Annotated in this window: 13 protein-coding genes; 2 read left to right on the forward strand and 11 right to left on the reverse strand. The window is 44.5% G+C overall.

Annotation, left to right across the window (positions count from 1 at the left end; all coding sequences use genetic code 11):
• Positions 1-78 precede the first annotated feature (78 nt).
• The 3 genes from ECA1_RS00935 to ECA1_RS00945 all read right to left on the reverse strand — a co-directional run bounded on the left by ECA1_RS00935 (position 79) and on the right by ECA1_RS00945 (position 3,869).
• Positions 79-1,131 (reverse strand): aspartate-semialdehyde dehydrogenase, encoded by a 1,053-nt coding sequence (locus tag ECA1_RS00935; RefSeq protein ID WP_060791473.1) that lies wholly within the window; start codon positions 1,129-1,131, stop codon positions 79-81.
• Positions 1,132-1,435: 304 nt separating this feature from the next.
• Positions 1,436-3,223 carry a glycoside hydrolase family 13 protein gene (locus ECA1_RS00940; RefSeq protein WP_005228237.1) on the reverse strand — a complete coding sequence of 596 codons (1,788 nt, stop codon included), beginning with the start codon at positions 3,221-3,223 and terminating at the stop codon, positions 1,436-1,438.
• Positions 3,224-3,383: 160 nt separating this feature from the next.
• A complete protein-coding gene (locus tag ECA1_RS00945; RefSeq protein ID WP_010749984.1) occupies positions 3,384-3,869 on the reverse strand; it encodes a MarR family winged helix-turn-helix transcriptional regulator in 486 nt (161 codons plus the stop codon).
• Between the two features lie 138 nt (positions 3,870-4,007).
• On the opposite strand from ECA1_RS00945, the gene ECA1_RS00950 reads away from it, so the two are divergent.
• Entirely contained in the window at positions 4,008-6,350 is a 2,343-nt protein-coding gene (locus tag ECA1_RS00950) for an ABC transporter ATP-binding protein/permease (protein ID WP_060791474.1), read from the forward strand.
• Between the two features lie 156 nt (positions 6,351-6,506).
• Positions 6,507-7,856 (forward strand): Nramp family divalent metal transporter, encoded by a 1,350-nt coding sequence (locus ECA1_RS00955; protein ID WP_060791475.1) that lies wholly within the window; start codon positions 6,507-6,509, stop codon positions 7,854-7,856.
• 42 nt (positions 7,857-7,898) lie between these two features.
• On the opposite strand, the gene ECA1_RS00960 is transcribed toward ECA1_RS00955, so the two are convergent.
• The 8 genes from ECA1_RS00960 to ECA1_RS00995 all read right to left on the reverse strand — a co-directional run bounded on the left by ECA1_RS00960 (position 7,899) and on the right by ECA1_RS00995 (position 16,437).
• Positions 7,899-9,122: a DUF1015 domain-containing protein gene (locus ECA1_RS00960; RefSeq protein WP_060791476.1), complete on the reverse strand. Its 1,224-nt coding sequence runs from the start codon at positions 9,120-9,122 to the stop codon at positions 7,899-7,901.
• Positions 9,122-10,306: a phosphoglycerate dehydrogenase gene (locus tag ECA1_RS00965; protein WP_060791477.1), complete on the reverse strand. Its 1,185-nt coding sequence runs from the start codon at positions 10,304-10,306 to the stop codon at positions 9,122-9,124. The genes ECA1_RS00960 and ECA1_RS00965 overlap by 1 nt, the downstream gene beginning before the upstream one ends.
• Positions 10,307-11,386: a 3-phosphoserine/phosphohydroxythreonine transaminase gene (gene serC, locus ECA1_RS00970; protein ID WP_060791478.1), complete on the reverse strand. Its 1,080-nt coding sequence runs from the start codon at positions 11,384-11,386 to the stop codon at positions 10,307-10,309.
• Between the two features lie 125 nt (positions 11,387-11,511).
• Complete coding sequence (locus ECA1_RS00975) at positions 11,512-12,438, reverse strand: alpha/beta fold hydrolase (RefSeq protein ID WP_060791479.1); 927 nt, start codon at positions 12,436-12,438, stop codon at positions 11,512-11,514.
• A gap of 512 nt (positions 12,439-12,950) precedes the next feature.
• Positions 12,951-13,979, reverse strand: a complete 1,029-nt coding sequence (locus ECA1_RS00980) for a Gfo/Idh/MocA family protein (RefSeq protein ID WP_060791480.1) — start codon at positions 13,977-13,979, stop codon at positions 12,951-12,953.
• A gap of 24 nt (positions 13,980-14,003) precedes the next feature.
• On the reverse strand, positions 14,004-14,972 hold the full coding sequence (locus ECA1_RS00985; protein WP_060791481.1) for a sugar phosphate isomerase/epimerase family protein: 969 nt from the start codon (positions 14,970-14,972) through the stop codon (positions 14,004-14,006).
• Entirely contained in the window at positions 14,969-15,688 is a 720-nt protein-coding gene (locus tag ECA1_RS00990; RefSeq protein WP_060791482.1) for a ThuA domain-containing protein, read from the reverse strand. Before ECA1_RS00990 ends, ECA1_RS00985 begins: the two co-directional genes overlap by 4 nt.
• Positions 15,685-16,437 carry a sugar phosphate isomerase/epimerase family protein gene (locus ECA1_RS00995; RefSeq protein WP_060791483.1) on the reverse strand — a complete coding sequence of 251 codons (753 nt, stop codon included), beginning with the start codon at positions 16,435-16,437 and terminating at the stop codon, positions 15,685-15,687. The genes ECA1_RS00990 and ECA1_RS00995 overlap by 4 nt, the downstream gene beginning before the upstream one ends.
• Positions 16,438-16,458 lie beyond the last annotated feature (21 nt).

Raw genomic sequence — 16,458 nt, forward strand, 5'->3', positions numbered from 1 at the left:
CATAAGCCGTCCCTATTATTATACAACAAAAAAAAGAAAAGCGTGGCATTCACCACACTTTTCTGAAAAACTTATGGTTTACACATGAACTAATCCTTGCTGATGCAGGCTTTCGGCGATTTGAACGGAGTTCCATGCCGCCCCTTTCAGCAAATTATCAGAAACGACCCATAAATGCAAGCCGTTTTCGACATCCAAATCTTTGCGAATCCGACCAACAAAGGTTTCTGTTTTGTCCACACTGGTCAAAGCTTGCGGGTACACTTGTTGACTCGGATCATCTTGCAAGACAGCTCCTGGCGCTTCGCTGATCCACTGTCTGACTTCCTCAACACTAGCATGGTCTTTGGTCTCGATATAAATCGACTCCGAATGACCGCTAAACACAGGGATCCGCACACACGTAGCTGCTACTTTGATCTGCGTATCTTCCATGATCTTCTTCGTTTCATTGATCATTTTCCACTCTTCGTAAGTATAATCCTCTTCGGCAAAAACATCGATTTGCGGCAAGGCATTAAACGCGATCGGGTAGTGCTTCTTGTCGCTGCCTGCTGGTAAAATCTCAGGGTTTAGTTCATCAGCGGCTTTGCCAGCTAATAATTCTTGAGATTCACGAGTCAATTCAGCCAAGGCTTGGGCGCCAGCACCTGAAACTGCTTGATACGTCGAAACCAAGACCCTCGATAAACCGACTTTTTGACGAATTGGTTCTAACGCCACCATCATTTGAATCGTTGAACAATTCGGATTGGCAATGATTCCTTTATGTTGCGCTAATACATGAGGATTCACCTCAGGAACGACTAGAGGAACATTCGGGTCCATCCGAAAATGACTGGTATTGTCGATCACGACTGCACCGTGTTTGACTGCTTCTGGAGCAAATTGTTTTGAAATGCCGCCACCGGCACTGAACAATGCAATATCGACGCCTGCAAAGGAATCTGCGGTCAGCTCTTGAATAACGAGCGGTTCATTTTTGAACACAAGGGTCTTCCCAGCAGAACGTTTGGATGCCAACAACGTTATTTTTTTGATCGGCAACGTGGTCTTCTCCAACATCTCAATCATTTTTGTTCCTACTGCGCCGGTAGCCCCGACAACTGCTACGTGATACCCCGTACTCATCAAATCACTCCTCGAATAAAAATACATTTTTACTAGTTTATCATATCTTGTAAAAAAGAAAAGACCTTTCGTGGAAAGAAGCGCAAAAAGAAGGCAATACTGTCTAAATTTTCAATCTTTTTCCCCTTTGTAGAAAAATTCTACCTATATTTAAGGGTTATCATTTGTCACATTCAGGTGTTATAGGATATAATACCGACAGAAGGAATTTTGGGGAAGATTCTTTCCAACGTGCATGGGGAAATTAAAAATACCCAAAACATTGAATGAGGCAAGAATTGCATATGCAATTCTTGCCTCATTTTTATGCTTCATTCGATTCTTCGTTGTTTACTTTCACGATAGCAAAGCCTTTGTTATCAATAATCATCGTTTCATCTTCCAGTTGGACAAACTGTTCCATCAGGATCGAATCAGGACGAGAAAGAGTGATTTGGTCATCGCCCGTATTGAAAATACCGATGATCCGCTGTGCCCCTAACTCTCGTTCGAAAATGATCAGTCCATCCTCTTCCGAAACCCAGTTCCAACTCAAGGAACCTTCTGATAAGACTTTCTGGTTGTCTTTGCGAATGCTGATCAATGAGCGAGTGAAATGCAGGAGATCACGATCTTGCTTTTCTTCTTCCCAAATCATACATTTACGGCAATCCGGGTCCATATCGCCGGTCAAACCGATCTCATCACCGTAATACAGGCAAGGGACGCCTTGTTGCAGATACGTAAAGGCCATCACTTGGCGCATCAAGTCTTTGTCTCCTCGAGCCAAAGTTAACAAGCGCGGGGTATCATGAGAATCCAAGATATTGAACTGCACTTGATTGGTTTGCTCCCGATACAACATCAGCTGGTTATTTAATTCCGAGACCATTTTCGTCATGGAGATCTCGTCTTTGACAAAATATTCAATGATTGCATCCGTAAAGGCGTAATTCATTACTGCATGAAACTCGTCGCCTTGTAACCACCGTTGAGAAGAGTGCCAAATTTCCCCAAGGATATAAAAATCATCTTTGGCATCATCACACACTTGGCGGAATTTTTTCCAGAAGTGGTGACTGACTTCATTTGCAACGTCCAAGCGCCAAGCATCGATATCAAACTCTTCGATCCAATAACGAGCGATCTTCAACAAATAATCTTGCACGTCGGGATTTTCTGTATTGAGTTTTGGCATATGCGGCGTAAAGGCAAACACATCATAGGTGATGTCATAGGCATCTTCAAAGTTTTCCCCTTCTTTGTAGTTGACAGGAAACTCATTGATGTGGAACCAATCAGCAAAGGGCGAATCTTTGCCGTTTTTGATGACATCTAGCCATTGATGCGAAGTATCCCCCATATGATTGAACACAGCATCTAGCATGACTTTGATGCCGCGTTTGTGGCATTCCTCCACTAAGCGTTTAAAGGTGTCGTTATCCCCAAACGCTGGATCGATGGCTAAATAATCGATGGTATCATACTTGTGATTCGAATAGGCCTCAAAAATCGGACAGAAGTATATCCCATTGATGCCTAAATCGACGAGGTAATCCAAATGATCGATGACCCCTTGCAGATCCCCGCCGAAAAAGTCTTGGCGATCGGGATTTTTTGAGCCCCAAGGCAATACACCTTCTGGATCATTTGATGGGTCCCCATTTGCAAAGCGTTCAGGGAAGATTTGATACCAAACGGTTTCTTTTGCCCACTCAGGAATTTTGAAACGATCGGCTTCTTGGAAGTAAGGCATCCGAAAATAATTGTTGTTCATTTCTAAATATTGCTGCTCAAAAGGATAGACCCCGTGGTCTCCATAAAAGACATGCAACCCATCGTAACTTTCGATGGAAAAGCCGTAAGACAAACGGCGGAATTCTGCTCCGACCGATACTTGCCAATAATCATGCAAGTCCGTGGAAAGAATTTTTTTCATTTCAATTCTTTGCTGGTACCAAGCTTCTTTATACAGTGTGTAAGGATCGCCGCAAAGCAGCTGGACATGGCGGACGTCTTGACGGGCGGTACGTAAACGGATATGCATTTTATCCTTCTCGTACAAATACGCAAATTCACTTTCGGGACGATGATAAATGGCAGTAGTATTCATAGCAGACTCCTTTAACTTGTTTGATATACTCATTGTCGCACAAATCAGAAGTCAAAACAAGAGAAAAACGCAATCGGTTGCTTTATCTAAAAAATCGATAATATAAGTTAATATGAAATTAATTCAGTAATTAAAAAGCAAACGATTGCTTCGCCCTTTTTTAATCAAACGGCGTATTTTTCTCACATTGATTGCCAGTCCGTAAAATGTCATATTTCCGCAAGATCCCCACTGCTTCCGTCAACGACTGACTCAACTGCTGGATATCTTCTGCAGCCATTTGAGCGGTTTTGGCATTCAAGCGGTCTTCCACTTGTTTTTTCTTTTGGACAAACAACTGCTTCCCAGCTTCTTCCAAATAAACATTGACGTTGCGGCGATTGACGCCGTTGGTTTTGCGGACCACAAAGCCAGCCTTTTCTAACCCCGAGATCGAACGACTGATTTGGACTTTTGACGTACCGATTTGCTGGGCCAACTCGGACATCGTGATTCCTTCATTACTAGAGATCACCACGAGTTCCAAGATTTCCATTTTGGTCAATTTTAAATCTTCCAGACCGATTTCTTCAAACAATATGTTTCCCATCAGCGAAAAGATTTCCGCAAATACCGCCATATTGAATGTTCCTAACGCTTTTTCCATACTCTCCCTCTTTTCTGTCTTTAGTTTATTATAAATTATTTGTTTAAACAATGATAATCGTTGATTTTTGTTAACCATTATGATAGCGTGGTTACATAATGAAAATAATCGTGAAAACGGCAAGAAAAGAGTGACAGCATGTTAGAATTAAAAGATATCAAGAAGTATTATACGGTTGGCGCCAGTACTACAAAAGCCCTCGATGGTGTCTCCGTCGCCTTTCGTAAACAAGAGTTTGTTGCCATTTTAGGGCCAAGCGGCTCTGGGAAAACAACCATGTTGAACGTGATCGGCGGCTTAGACAATTACGATTCTGGTGATATGATCATCAACGGCAAATCAACGAAATCCTTTAAAGATCGTGACTGGGATGCGTATCGGAACAATTCGATCGGCTTTGTCTTCCAAAGCTACAATTTGATCAGTCATTTAGGCATCATCGACAACGTCGAGCTTGGGATGACCTTGAGCGGTGTGTCAAAAGAAGAAAAACGCGCAAAAGCAACCGATGCTTTGACGCGTGTGGGCTTAGCTGAGCATATGCACAAAAAACCAAATCAGCTTTCTGGTGGTCAAATGCAGCGGGTAGCGATCGCTCGTGCCTTAGCAAATGATCCTGATATCCTTCTTTGTGATGAACCAACAGGTGCCTTGGATTCAGAGACCAGTGTCCAAATCATGGAACTGATCCAAGAACTATCAAAAGAAAAATTGGTCATCATGGTTACCCATAATCCTGAATTGGCGCACAAATACGCTGGACGGATCATTGAGTTCAAAGACGGACGAATCATTAAAGATTCGAACCCTCATGTCGAAGGACAAAAGAAAGACCAATTCGAATTAAAGCACACAAAAATGAGTTTCATGACTGCCTTACGTTTGTCGTTTAACAATATCCGCACCAAAAAAGGGCGCACCTTCTTGACAGCCTTTGCTTCTAGTATCGGGATCATCGGAATCGCCATTGTTTTGTCACTGTCAACGGGATTCCAAAAACAAATCGACAATACCCAGTCAGAAACATTAGCTCGTTTTCCGATTACGATCTCGCAAGTAGCCACTGAACAAGATCCATCAGCGATGGGGACGCGGGATAAATCGGAAGATTTCCCTTCAGATAAAGAGGTCACTGCTAAATTAAGTGATGCGGATCGTGCAACCCATATCAACAAAATCGATCAAGAGTTTCTCGATTACATCAACGACATTGATCCTGAGTTAAGTAACAATATCGGCTACACTCGTTCAACTTCATTGAATCTTTTCCGCAAGATCGATGACAATGTGGAACAAGTCAGCTTCTCCAACGCGTCGCCTGACAATGAACAGACCAATGCCATGATGTCTGCCATGAGTGCCTCAACCGGTATTGGGGTTTCGACTTTCCCTGAGCAGTTATCAGAGGATAACGGCAATTTCTTAAAAGACAACTATGACCTTTTAGAAGGCAGCTACCCAAGTGCCAGCACAGATGTCGTTTTGATCGTCGATGAAAACAACGTAACGAATGTCAATGCATTGATCAATCTCGGTTTTGATATTGAAGATGGTGACACGGTTTCCTTCGACGATATCGTGGGAACAAAAATCACATTGGCGTCTAATGATGCCTTTTACACCGAATTACCAACTGGAAACTTCATTCCAAATCAAGATTTAAATGAAGTTTTCGATAACAGTAACAACAAAGAATTAACGATCAGCGGAATCTTACGTATCAAGCAAAACTCTACGATGAACTTGCTGTCAACTGGCATTGCCTACAGTGATGCCCTCGCGCAAGAAGTCATCAAAGAAAACCAAGACTCAGCGATCGTCCAAGCACAAAAAGACAGCGACACCAACGTGATGACGAATGAACCCGTTGACGAAAGTGCTAAAGATTCATTGATCGCTTATCTTGGCGGCAGTGATTTACCAAACAGCATTATGATCTATCCGAATGATTTCAGTGCCAAAGAAAAAATCCTTGATTACTTGGATGACTTCAACAAAGGCAAAGACAAAGAAGACCAAATCGTTTATTCCGATTTAGCGGGTACGATGACTCAATTGACTGGTGGCTTGATGGATGCCATCACCTACGTCTTGATCGCTTTTGCAGGGATCTCCTTGGTAACTAGCATGATCATGATCGGTATCATCACCTACACCTCTGTGCTAGAACGTACGAAAGAAATTGGGGTCTTAAAAGCACTAGGTGCTCGTAAAAAAGACATCACCCGCGTCTTCGATGCCGAAACCTGTATTTTAGGGATCGCTTCAGGAGCTTTAGGTGTCCTAATTGCTTGGTTAGCTACATTCCCGATCAACGCGATCTTATATAGTATGACTGATCTCGAAAATGTTGCTCAATTAAATCCGGTCCACGGCCTGATCTTGATTGCCGTCAGCACCGTCCTCACTATGATCGGCGGCCACATTCCAGCTAGAATGGCAGCGAAAAAAGATGCAGCGATCGCTTTACGCGCCGACTAATTTTATAAAAAAACCCAACAGACAGTAGCCATTCCTTTGGCTACTGTTTTTTTGTCCTTCCTTCTGACTTCCAAAAGGTTTCTCTTGAAAAATTCACAAATGAGGAATACAATAGATTTGTTTTTAGGTATACCTAAAAAGATAGGACGTGAAACGATGAAGGAAGAAAAAAAATTGATTCAAGCGGCCAACGGTCCTAGCTTGGAAGAAATAAATAATACCGTTGCCATTCCAAAAAACGGCAGCTTTTGGCGCAATCTCTTAGCGTTTTCTGGTCCTGGGGCATTGGTAGCCGTGGGCTATATGGACCCAGGAAACTGGATCACCTCGATCGGTGGCGGTGCTGAATATGGCTATCTCTTACTTTCTGTGATCTTGATTTCCAGTTTGATCGCTATGCTGCTGCAATACATGGCAGCCAAGCTAGGGATCGTGACCCAGATGGACCTTGCGCAAGCAACTCGTAAACACACCAGCAAAGGCTTAGGCTTTGTTTTGTGGATCGTCACCGAATTGGCTATCATGGCAACGGATATCGCGGAAGTGATCGGAGGAGCGATCGCTCTCAATCTACTATTCGGCTTACCTTTATTAGTTGGGGTCATCTTAACGATTTTCGATGTACTGCTTCTGCTCTTTTTAATGAAATTGGGTTTCCGAAAAATCGAAGCGATCGTCATGACACTGATTTTGGTCATTATGCTGGTCTTTTGTTACGAAGTCATTATTGCTCAACCAAATTTGCCTGCTGTCTTGCAAGGCTTTATTCCCCAAAAGCAAGTCTTGAACCATGGGCAGCTGACAATGGCGTTGGGGATCGTTGGTGCGACTGTGATGCCGCATAATCTCTATCTGCATTCTTCGATCTCCCAATCACGAAAAATCGATCGCAGCGATACCCAAGAAGTGGCAACGGCCGTGCGGTTCGCTACTTGGGATTCCAATATCCAATTATCCGCTGCGTTTTTGGTCAATTGCCTGCTTTTGATCTTAGGAAGCGCCTTGTTCTTTGGTCATAGTGAAGAAGTCGGCACCTTCTCCGCGCTGTTTGATGCTTTGCAAGATTCCTCCATTGCTGGTGCTGTCGCCAGTCCAGTCTTGAGCGTTCTGTTTGCCGTGGCGCTCTTGGCATCTGGTCAAAATTCAACGATCACTGGGACACTGACGGGGCAAGTCGTGATGGAAGGATTTATCCATATGAAGATCCCTACTTGGGCGCGACGTTTGATCACCCGTGGCTTATCGGTGATCCCCGTCTTGCTTTGTACGATTTACTTTGGCGGCAACGAACAAGCCTTGGACGATCTGCTGATTTATTCGCAAGTCTTTTTAAGCATCGCCTTACCCGTTTCGATGATTCCGTTGGTTCTTTTTACCAGCTCAAAAAAAATCATGGGGGAACGCTTCAAGAATCCGCTATGGGTCTCTACCTTAGGCTGGATCTGTGCCATTGCACTGACGGTCTTGAATGTCCGCTTGATCATCGAAACACTCGGCAACTTCTAATAGAAAAAAAACTTACGAGCTAGCCTCGTAAGCTTTTTTTGGTTAATTCGTTTCTAAATCATGTAAAAACAGACCGCTCAACAGTTTTGGTTCAAACCAAGTTGATTTTGGTGGCATAATTTCTCCCGCATCGGCGACTGCCAAAAGATCGGCCATTTGCGTTGGATACATGGAAAAGGCCAATGTCCATTCTCCGCTATCCACCAAACGTTCCAATTCTTCTGGACCACGAATTCCGCCGACAAAATCAATGCGTTTGTCTGTCCGCACATCTTGGATCGCGAAAATATCAGCCAGCACGTATTGTTGTAAAAGCGACACATCCAGCTGTCCTACCGCATCTTGCGGCACAGCTTCCGGCTTGATGGTCAACTCCCACCACGCATGGTTTAGGTACAGATGAATCGAACCACGTTGCGCTGGTTTCTTCCTTGTAGTTTCTCGAATCGTAAAATGCTGGGCTGCCTGCTCAAAAAAGTTTTCTGGCACTGGTACCCGCAAAACCCGATTGTATTCCCAAATCGCTAATTCATTTTCTGGGAATAAAATCGCTAAAAAGCGGTCGCTTTCTTGACGGCTTTGGCCATCGGCTCGCTTTTGCAAGCCGACTTTGACTGCTGACTCTGTGCGGTGATGCCCATCCGCAATATAAAGGGCATCTACAGCTTGAAACTGCTGGGCAAAAGAGGCGACTAGCGCTGGATCATCGATCAGCCAAACACGATGTTGCACCTCATGATAGCTGACAAAATCATAGATTGGCGCATGCTCTGCTTGCCACGCATCGACCGCTTCTTTGACTGCTGCTGGTTGGCGATAGCTCAAGAAAATCGGACTTGTATTGGCATCACATGCCAGAATATGATTGATCCGATCGATTTCTTTTTCTGGACGGGTAAACTCGTGTTTCTTGATTTTCCCAGCGACATAATCATCGATCGAGGTACAGGCGACAAGCCCCGTTTGGCTTCTACCAGCCATCGTCAATTCATACAAATAATATGCGGGCGCCGTTTCTTGAATCAACCAGCCTTCTTCTTGAAAAGATGCAAGATTTTCCGCCGCTTTTTGATACACCTGTGGATCATAAGGATCGATTCCTGGCAAGTCGATCTCCGAACGGTCGATGTGGAAATAGCTGTAAGGATTGCCTTGCGCAAACGCTGCGGCTTCTTGTGAATTGACCACGTCATACGGTAGCTCGGCCACTTTTTCTGCCAATGAGGCTTCTGGACGAATGGCTTTAAACGGAAATACTTGAACCATTAATACCCAACCTCCTGATTCTTGATGACCCGTACACGAACGATGTTTTCGTTCTCCCGCAGTTTATCGGCTAATTGATTCAATAAGGCTTCATCTTCAGAAGCGACATCGGCTAGGGTGTAAGCAAAGTCTTCCCGTCCACGATTCAGCATATTGTCGATATTGATTCCAGATTCCGCAATGATCGATGAAATCTGACCTAACATATTCGGTACATTGCGATTGATGATCGTCAGACGATAAGGCGAATGAAAAGCCATCTCAACAGTTGGAAAATTCACTGAGCGCTTGATGGTTCCAAATTCCAAGAATTTTTTCAATGTTCGGGCTGCCATCTTGGCACAGTTGACTTCAGCTTCTTCTGTTGATGCACCTAAATGCGGCAAGACGAGGACTTTTTCATTGTGCAGCAATTGTTCATCCGCAAAATCAGTCGTATAGCCCGCTAAACGGTCGGCTTTTAACGCACGTAAAACGGCATCTGTATCGACGATTTCTTTACGAGAAAAGTTGAATAGCTTCGTTGTTGGTTTCATTTTCGCAAGTTCGGCTTCCCCGACGAGATGATGCGTGTTTTCCATTAGCGGCACATGAACCGTAATAAAATCACAGGTTGAAAAGACTTCCGCAATATCATTGGCACGCTTGACCCGACGAGAGATCGTCCAAGCAGTATCCACTGACACGTAAGGATCATAACCGACTACTTCCATCCCTAGACGATAAGCATCGTTGGCGACCATCGCTCCAATAGAACCAAGGCCGATGATTCCTAACTTTTTGCCTTCTAACTCTGTTCCAGCAAATTGACTTTTTTGCGCTTCTGCTTGTTCTTCCACATTATCACCGCTCAAGGTTTGGACCCATTGGGCACCTCGTAAAATCGGACGGACACTTAAGAGCAGACTAGCGATCACTAATTCTTTGACCGCATTGGCATTGGCGCCTGGCGTATTAAAGATGACGATCCCTTTTTCAGTACATGCTTTGACGGGAATGTTGTTGGTCCCAGCCCCTGCACGGGCAATACCTAAGACACTTTCAGGAAAAGCGTAATCGTGCAATTTCTGGCTGCGCAGCAAAATCCCTTGCGGTTGGTCGCTTTCGTTGATGACATACTTTTCTTTTTCTAAACGCTGTAATCCTTCTGGTGCGATCGCATTGAATGTTTTGATTTGGAACATTTATTTGACCTCCGCTTCAAATGATTTCATAAAGTCGACTAACGCTTGAACGCCAGCTAATGGAAAGGCATTGTACAAGCTTGCTCGCATTCCTCCGACGGAACGATGCCCTTTCAAGTTCTCAAAACCAGCTTTAACAGCTTCTTCATTGAAGCGCTGATCTAATGCTTTATCCCCTGTTACAAAAGGAATATTCGTTAATGAACGGCTGTCAACAGCCACAGGACTACTGTAAAGAGCAGAGGCTTCGATCGTTTCGTATAAAAGCGCCGCTTTTTGGCGGTCTTGTTCTAAAAAAGCAGGAATGCCGCCTAATTCTTCCAACCATTCAAACACCAATTTAGCAATATAGATAGCATACGTTGGTGGTGTATTGTACAATGAGTCATTTTTAGCCTGTAGACGATAATCCAGCATTGGAGCGAAGACAGCATCATCATTGAGTAAATCTTCTCGGATGATCACTACCGTCAACCCTGCAGGGCCAATATTCTTTTGGGCCCCAGCATAAATCACACCGAAGTCTTCTACACGATAGTCATTGGCTAAAATATTTGAGGACATGTCTGCTACGATCGGCACGTTGCCAGCCTGCGGAATCGTTTGAAAGGCCGTCCCTTCAATGGTATTGTTCGTGGTGATATGCAAATAAGCCGCTTCTTGATCGATCGCATCTTCTGAAATTTCTGGAATATAGGTAAAGTTTTGATCCTCACTAGAGGCAACAACTTCCACCGTCACGTTTCCAAGCGCTTTTGCTGCTTCAATAGCTTTCTTCGACCAAGAACCGGTATTTACGTATAAGGCTTTTTTGTTTTGTGCAAGATTTAAAGGGATCATACTGAATTGGAGACTCGCGCCGCCTTGTAAAAACAGTACCTGATAGTTTTCAGGAATTCCCATCAATTTTCGTAAAAGTGCTTCTGCATCTTTAATGATCGCTTCAAACAAGGAGGACCGATGACTCAGCTCCATAACGGACATCCCACTTCCGCGGTAATTCAAAAGTTCGGATTGTGCTTTCTCCAATACGGGACGGGGCAATACGGCAGGACCAGCTGAAAAGTTATAAACTGTCATACAAAAAATCTCTCCTTTATGTTAGATGTGAAAATCATTATAACAGATAGCCGAAAATGAAAAAAGCCTTAAAAGAGAAAATAATTTTGAATTTTCAGAAAAGACTACCAATTTCTTAACGTTCGTCATTTCGGCATTTTTTCAAACAGCCAGCGAGAAATTTCATTGTAAACGATCTCGCGGTTGCGCTCATTCAAAATCTCATGACGTCCCTGCTCAAGCAAATACATCGTCACGTCAGCATTTTGCTTCAGCTGCTGAGCCAATTGGCGGACGCTTTTGCCATAGTGCCCCACAGGATCATCTACACCTGAAATCAAGAGCAGCGGCAATTCTGGATCAATCCTGCGCAGTTGATCCGGATCACTGGCAGCTTGCGTCAATGTAAAGAGATCCTTGTAAGCCGGTAAGGAAAAATGAAATTGCGTGTAAGGGTCCTTCAAGTAGCGATCCACTTGTTGCGGATCACTGGTCAACCAATCCTTGGCGGTCCGATTGGGACGAAAACGCCGGTTGTGCTGGCCAAAAACCAGCTGTTCCATTACGTGATAAGGCCATTGCTGAGCGGCAAACGGCCGCAACAAGTTCGTGACAAGTTTGCCTCCTTGCATCAGCACGGCTTTTTCCATCGTGGTGCCCATGATGATCGCTCCTGACAATGGATGTGGCTGACTAAACAAATAATTCCGCAACACCAGCGACCCCATACTGTGCCCTAAGATAAAGTATGGTCGGTCTGGGTAGCAAGCAGCTGCGTACTGATGGACCACTCCCACATCTGCCACTAAATAGTTGGCGCCCTCTTTTTCACCAAAATGCCCATAGGCCTGTGTTTCTTTCACGGATTGCCCATGCCCTAAGTGATCATGACCGACCACCGCATAGCCTTGCGTAGTCAAACACTCCGCAAACTCGTGGTAACGTTCAATGTGTTCGATCATTCCGTGAACGATTTGCACGACTGCTTTCGGCTGTTCTTCTGGCAGCCACGTTTTGACAAAAAGCTGATCCTTCCCATTTGATGAAGTCAGCTTTTCTTGATTCATCCTCATAGTTCGCACCTCTTTTGCTTTTTCTTTTCCCTTCGCCAAATAAAACGGTCGTTTTCTTTATTATACGTGGAATTTTAGGCTATGGCGGTAGGAGTTGGGAATTTTCAAGGATAAAAAACCACGCAAAACGTGAGAAGTTCAAACATATGTAGCACAATAGCCACCCCTATTTGCGGTAAGAGTGACTATTGTGCGCTTGTTGCAACTCCAAGCGTGTGGGTTAGCGACAACTTGCCTAGCTATCGCCTCGCTTATCTAACCAATAAGCGTATAGATCGAGGTACCTCGAGTGATCCTACTAACCCAAACCATTCAAAACAGTATTCTTTAACTGAACATCAAGTACCTTAACCAAAGCTTCTTTTTGAAAATTGTTTCCCCTTCACATGGTTATGGGTCACTTATGATGTCAAGAAATAAAAAAACTGGGACAGAATGAACATCATTCTCTCCCAGTTTTTGCTTCTCGCACTCGTTCGGTTACATGGATAAAGAGCTGCTTCCTTTATCTCTTACGCTGTGGCAAAAATGCGTTCGATCAACTGCATCACTGCTCGGACTTCTTCGTTTTTAACGATAGGTTCGGCACCGTTGCGTACAACGTTGTAAAAATTCTTGTAGAAAGGTTCAAAATCTGCTTCGGCTTTCGGGAAAGGAATTTCTTTGGCTGCCAATTCCGATGGGGGTGCCATCGTTTTCGTCAAGCCGACGCCTGCTTGGACTGGTTTTGGTGCTGCCACATCTTCGCGACCTGTTGCTTGCACCATTTCCCCATTTAAATCCCAATCGGTGATGGTGGCTGTTCCTTCTGTTCCTTTGATGTACCAGCGAGGCAATTGCGTGTAATTGGAGGTTCCAACTTCCACGATTGCTTTGACCCCATTTTCAAAGGTAATCAAAGCGAAGAACCCATCATCGACTTCTTCCCCCAACACAAAGCTAAGATCCGCTTTAACATCTTTCACTGGACTGTCGATCAGCCATAGCATTTGATCCAGCAAGTGAACGCCCCAGTCTAAGAGCATTCCCCCGCCTTGTTTTTTCACATGACGCCAGTCTCCTGGGATGCCGTTTGCCCCTTGGACCCGTGATTCTAATTGGAACAAATCGCCGATCTGTCCATTACGGTACAGTTCGCGTACAAGTAAAAAATCAGGATCCCAACGGCGGTTTTGGTGAACCATAAAGGTATTGCCGGTTTCTTGGGCAACCGCCACGATCTCATCTAGTTCCGCAGTATTCAGCGCAACAGGCTTCTCGCAAACAACATGTTTGCCTGCTCTCAATGCAGCGATCGATAACTCTTTATGCAAGTCATTAGGTGTGGCGATCAATACTGCTTCGATCGTCTCATCGGCTAAGACTTCATCATAGCTTTTAAAGATCTTATGGCCTTTTTCTTGTGAGATCGCTTGACGTTCTTCATTGATATCGTAAGTTCCTACGATGTGGATTCGTTCGTTTTCATTTGGTAAGATATTGTGGACATGGTACGCACCCATGCCGCCATATCCGATTACTGCAAAATTGATTGCACTCATGTCTGACACTCCTCGGTTTTCTTCTTATGCCCACCACATGGATGAAGCTTCTTCACGGATCATAATCGTCTTCAAGTTGCTGATGGCACGATTCAGTCCTTCATCAATGGACATGATTGGATCTTCATGCTCAATACTCAAGACATAATCATACCCATAAATTCTAAGTGCAGAAATAATATCTGACCAGACTTGTAAGCTGTGGCCGCAACCGACTGAACGGAAGGTCCAAGCTCGGGTTTTGACATTGCTATATGGCTGCATGTCCGTCAAGCCATGCATGTTGATATTGTCTTGGTCCAAATACGTATCTTTAGCATGGAAGTGATGGATCGCATCGGCTTCCCCTAAGATTTTGACCGCTGCCACTGGGTCGATCCCTTGCCACCATAAATGACTTGGATCCAAGTTACAGCCGATGGCTTTACCCGCAGCATCCCGCAGTTTCAACATCGTATAAGGGGTATGTGCCAAAAAGCCGCCATGAAGTTCGATCCCAATTTTAACACCAGCCGCTTCCGCTTCCGTGTTGATGCCTTTCCAATAAGGAATCAGTTTTAGTTCCCATTGATAATTATAATTGTCATCGTATTCCGTTGGCCATGGCAATACTGGCCAGTTGACTTGCGTATCTGTTGCATTTCCGCCTGAAACGCCTGAAAATCCGTTCACAACAGGTACATTCATTAAGCTGGCTAATTTGATGGTTTTGCGCAAAAGTTCATCGGCTTCTTGCGCTTCTGCTTTTAATGGAGAGATTGGGTTGTTGTGACAGCTCAAAGCTGAGATTTCCAATCCTTTATCAGCTAATTTCGCTAAGTATTCTTTTCGCTCTGCTTCACTTGCTAGTAAACGGTCAATGTCTAAGTGGGCATTGCCGGGAGAACCACCGGTACCGATCTCGACGGTTTGCAGCCCTTTTTTCGCTACTTCATCGATCATTTCTTCAAAGCTAAGTTGATTGAATAACGGGGTAAAAACACCTAATTTCATTTTCTTTCCTCCTCAATTGCTTGAAAATGCCCATATGTTGGGTAACGATTTTCTGTTGGTGCACACCAGCGAGCCGCATTTTGGATCACTTTTTGCACTTTGGGATTGTAATAGCTTGGGAATGTCTCATGACCAGGCTGGAAATAGAAGATCTTGCCATTCCCACGGCGGAATGTACAGCCGCTGCGGAAAACTTCACCACCAGGGAACCAGCTGACAAAGATCAATTCGTCCGGCGCTGGAATATCAAAGTGCTCGCCATACATTTCCTCTTGCTCTAGTTCGATCCATTCGCCGACTCCTTCAACGATTGGGTGGCTTGGATTGACATTCCAGATCCGCGCATGCTGATCGTCTACTCGCCATTTCAAATCGCACGACGTTCCCATCAAGGTTTTAAAGATTTTCGAAAAATGACCAGAATGCAAGACGATCAGTCCCATTCCTTCCCATACACGCTGCTGCACACGAGCAACGATAGCCTCATCGACTTCTTCGTGCGCCATATGGCCCCACCAAACCAATACATCCGTGTCAGCTAATACTTGCTCCGTCAACCCGTGTTCTGGTTCATCAAGGGTCGCCGTTCGCACTTGGAAATCATCCTCTTCTAAAAACTTGGCAATTTGACCATGGATTCCTTCTGGATACATTTTTTGGACGGTCTCATTCGTTTTTTCATGACGAAACTCGTTCCATACCGTAACATGGATCATTGGTAGACCTCCTCTACGATGTTTTTTAATTGCAGATAATCAATCCCGCTGGCTTCTAAAGGAGCGAATTTTTGAAACGCTTCCTGCTCAACGATCAACCATGGTAGTTCTAATGCTTTAGCTGTTTCTACATACGACTTGATTGGTAAAATCCCATTGCCGATCTCGGTGCTTTCCTGCGGCTGCTCTTGCATATCTTTGATATGAACCAAGCCGACCTTCGTTTCGCGTTCCTTTAGCCAAGGTAAAACAGCCACGTTTGCAAAAGCTAACCAGTAAAGGTCGGCTTCCAAACGCAGTTGCGGATTGTCTTTGATCAGTTCATCGATCATAGATTCTCCAGCAACTTCAGTAAATTCATGGGCATGGTTGTGGTAGTAGCAAGTCAGCCCTTCGGCTTGCAATTTTTGGGTGATCTGGGTCAGCTCCGCAGCAAAGGCTTGCCATTTTTCCAAAGAATCAAAGCTGGCATACGGAATGACGATCCGTTGATTGCCAATCGTTTTTTCAAAAGCGACGGTTTCTTCAAAACGATCTTGCAATGCTTCAAACGGGATATGGGAAGCCGCGACCGCCAAATCCAACTGCTCCAGCATTTCTTTGATCTGAGCAGCACTGTGTCCATGATAACCGGCAAATTCAACACCGTCATAGCCGTTTTGTTTTACTGTTTTCAACGCTTCAAAAAGGTCTGTCTTGCAGTCCTCTTGAATACTCCAAAGCTGTAAAGCGATTTTCGGTTTTGTCATTTATGCTCGCTCCTTTTCTTC

Source organism: Enterococcus casseliflavus NBRC 100478 (assembly GCF_001544095.1).
Taxonomy (GTDB): domain Bacteria; phylum Bacillota; class Bacilli; order Lactobacillales; family Enterococcaceae; genus Enterococcus_D; species Enterococcus_D casseliflavus.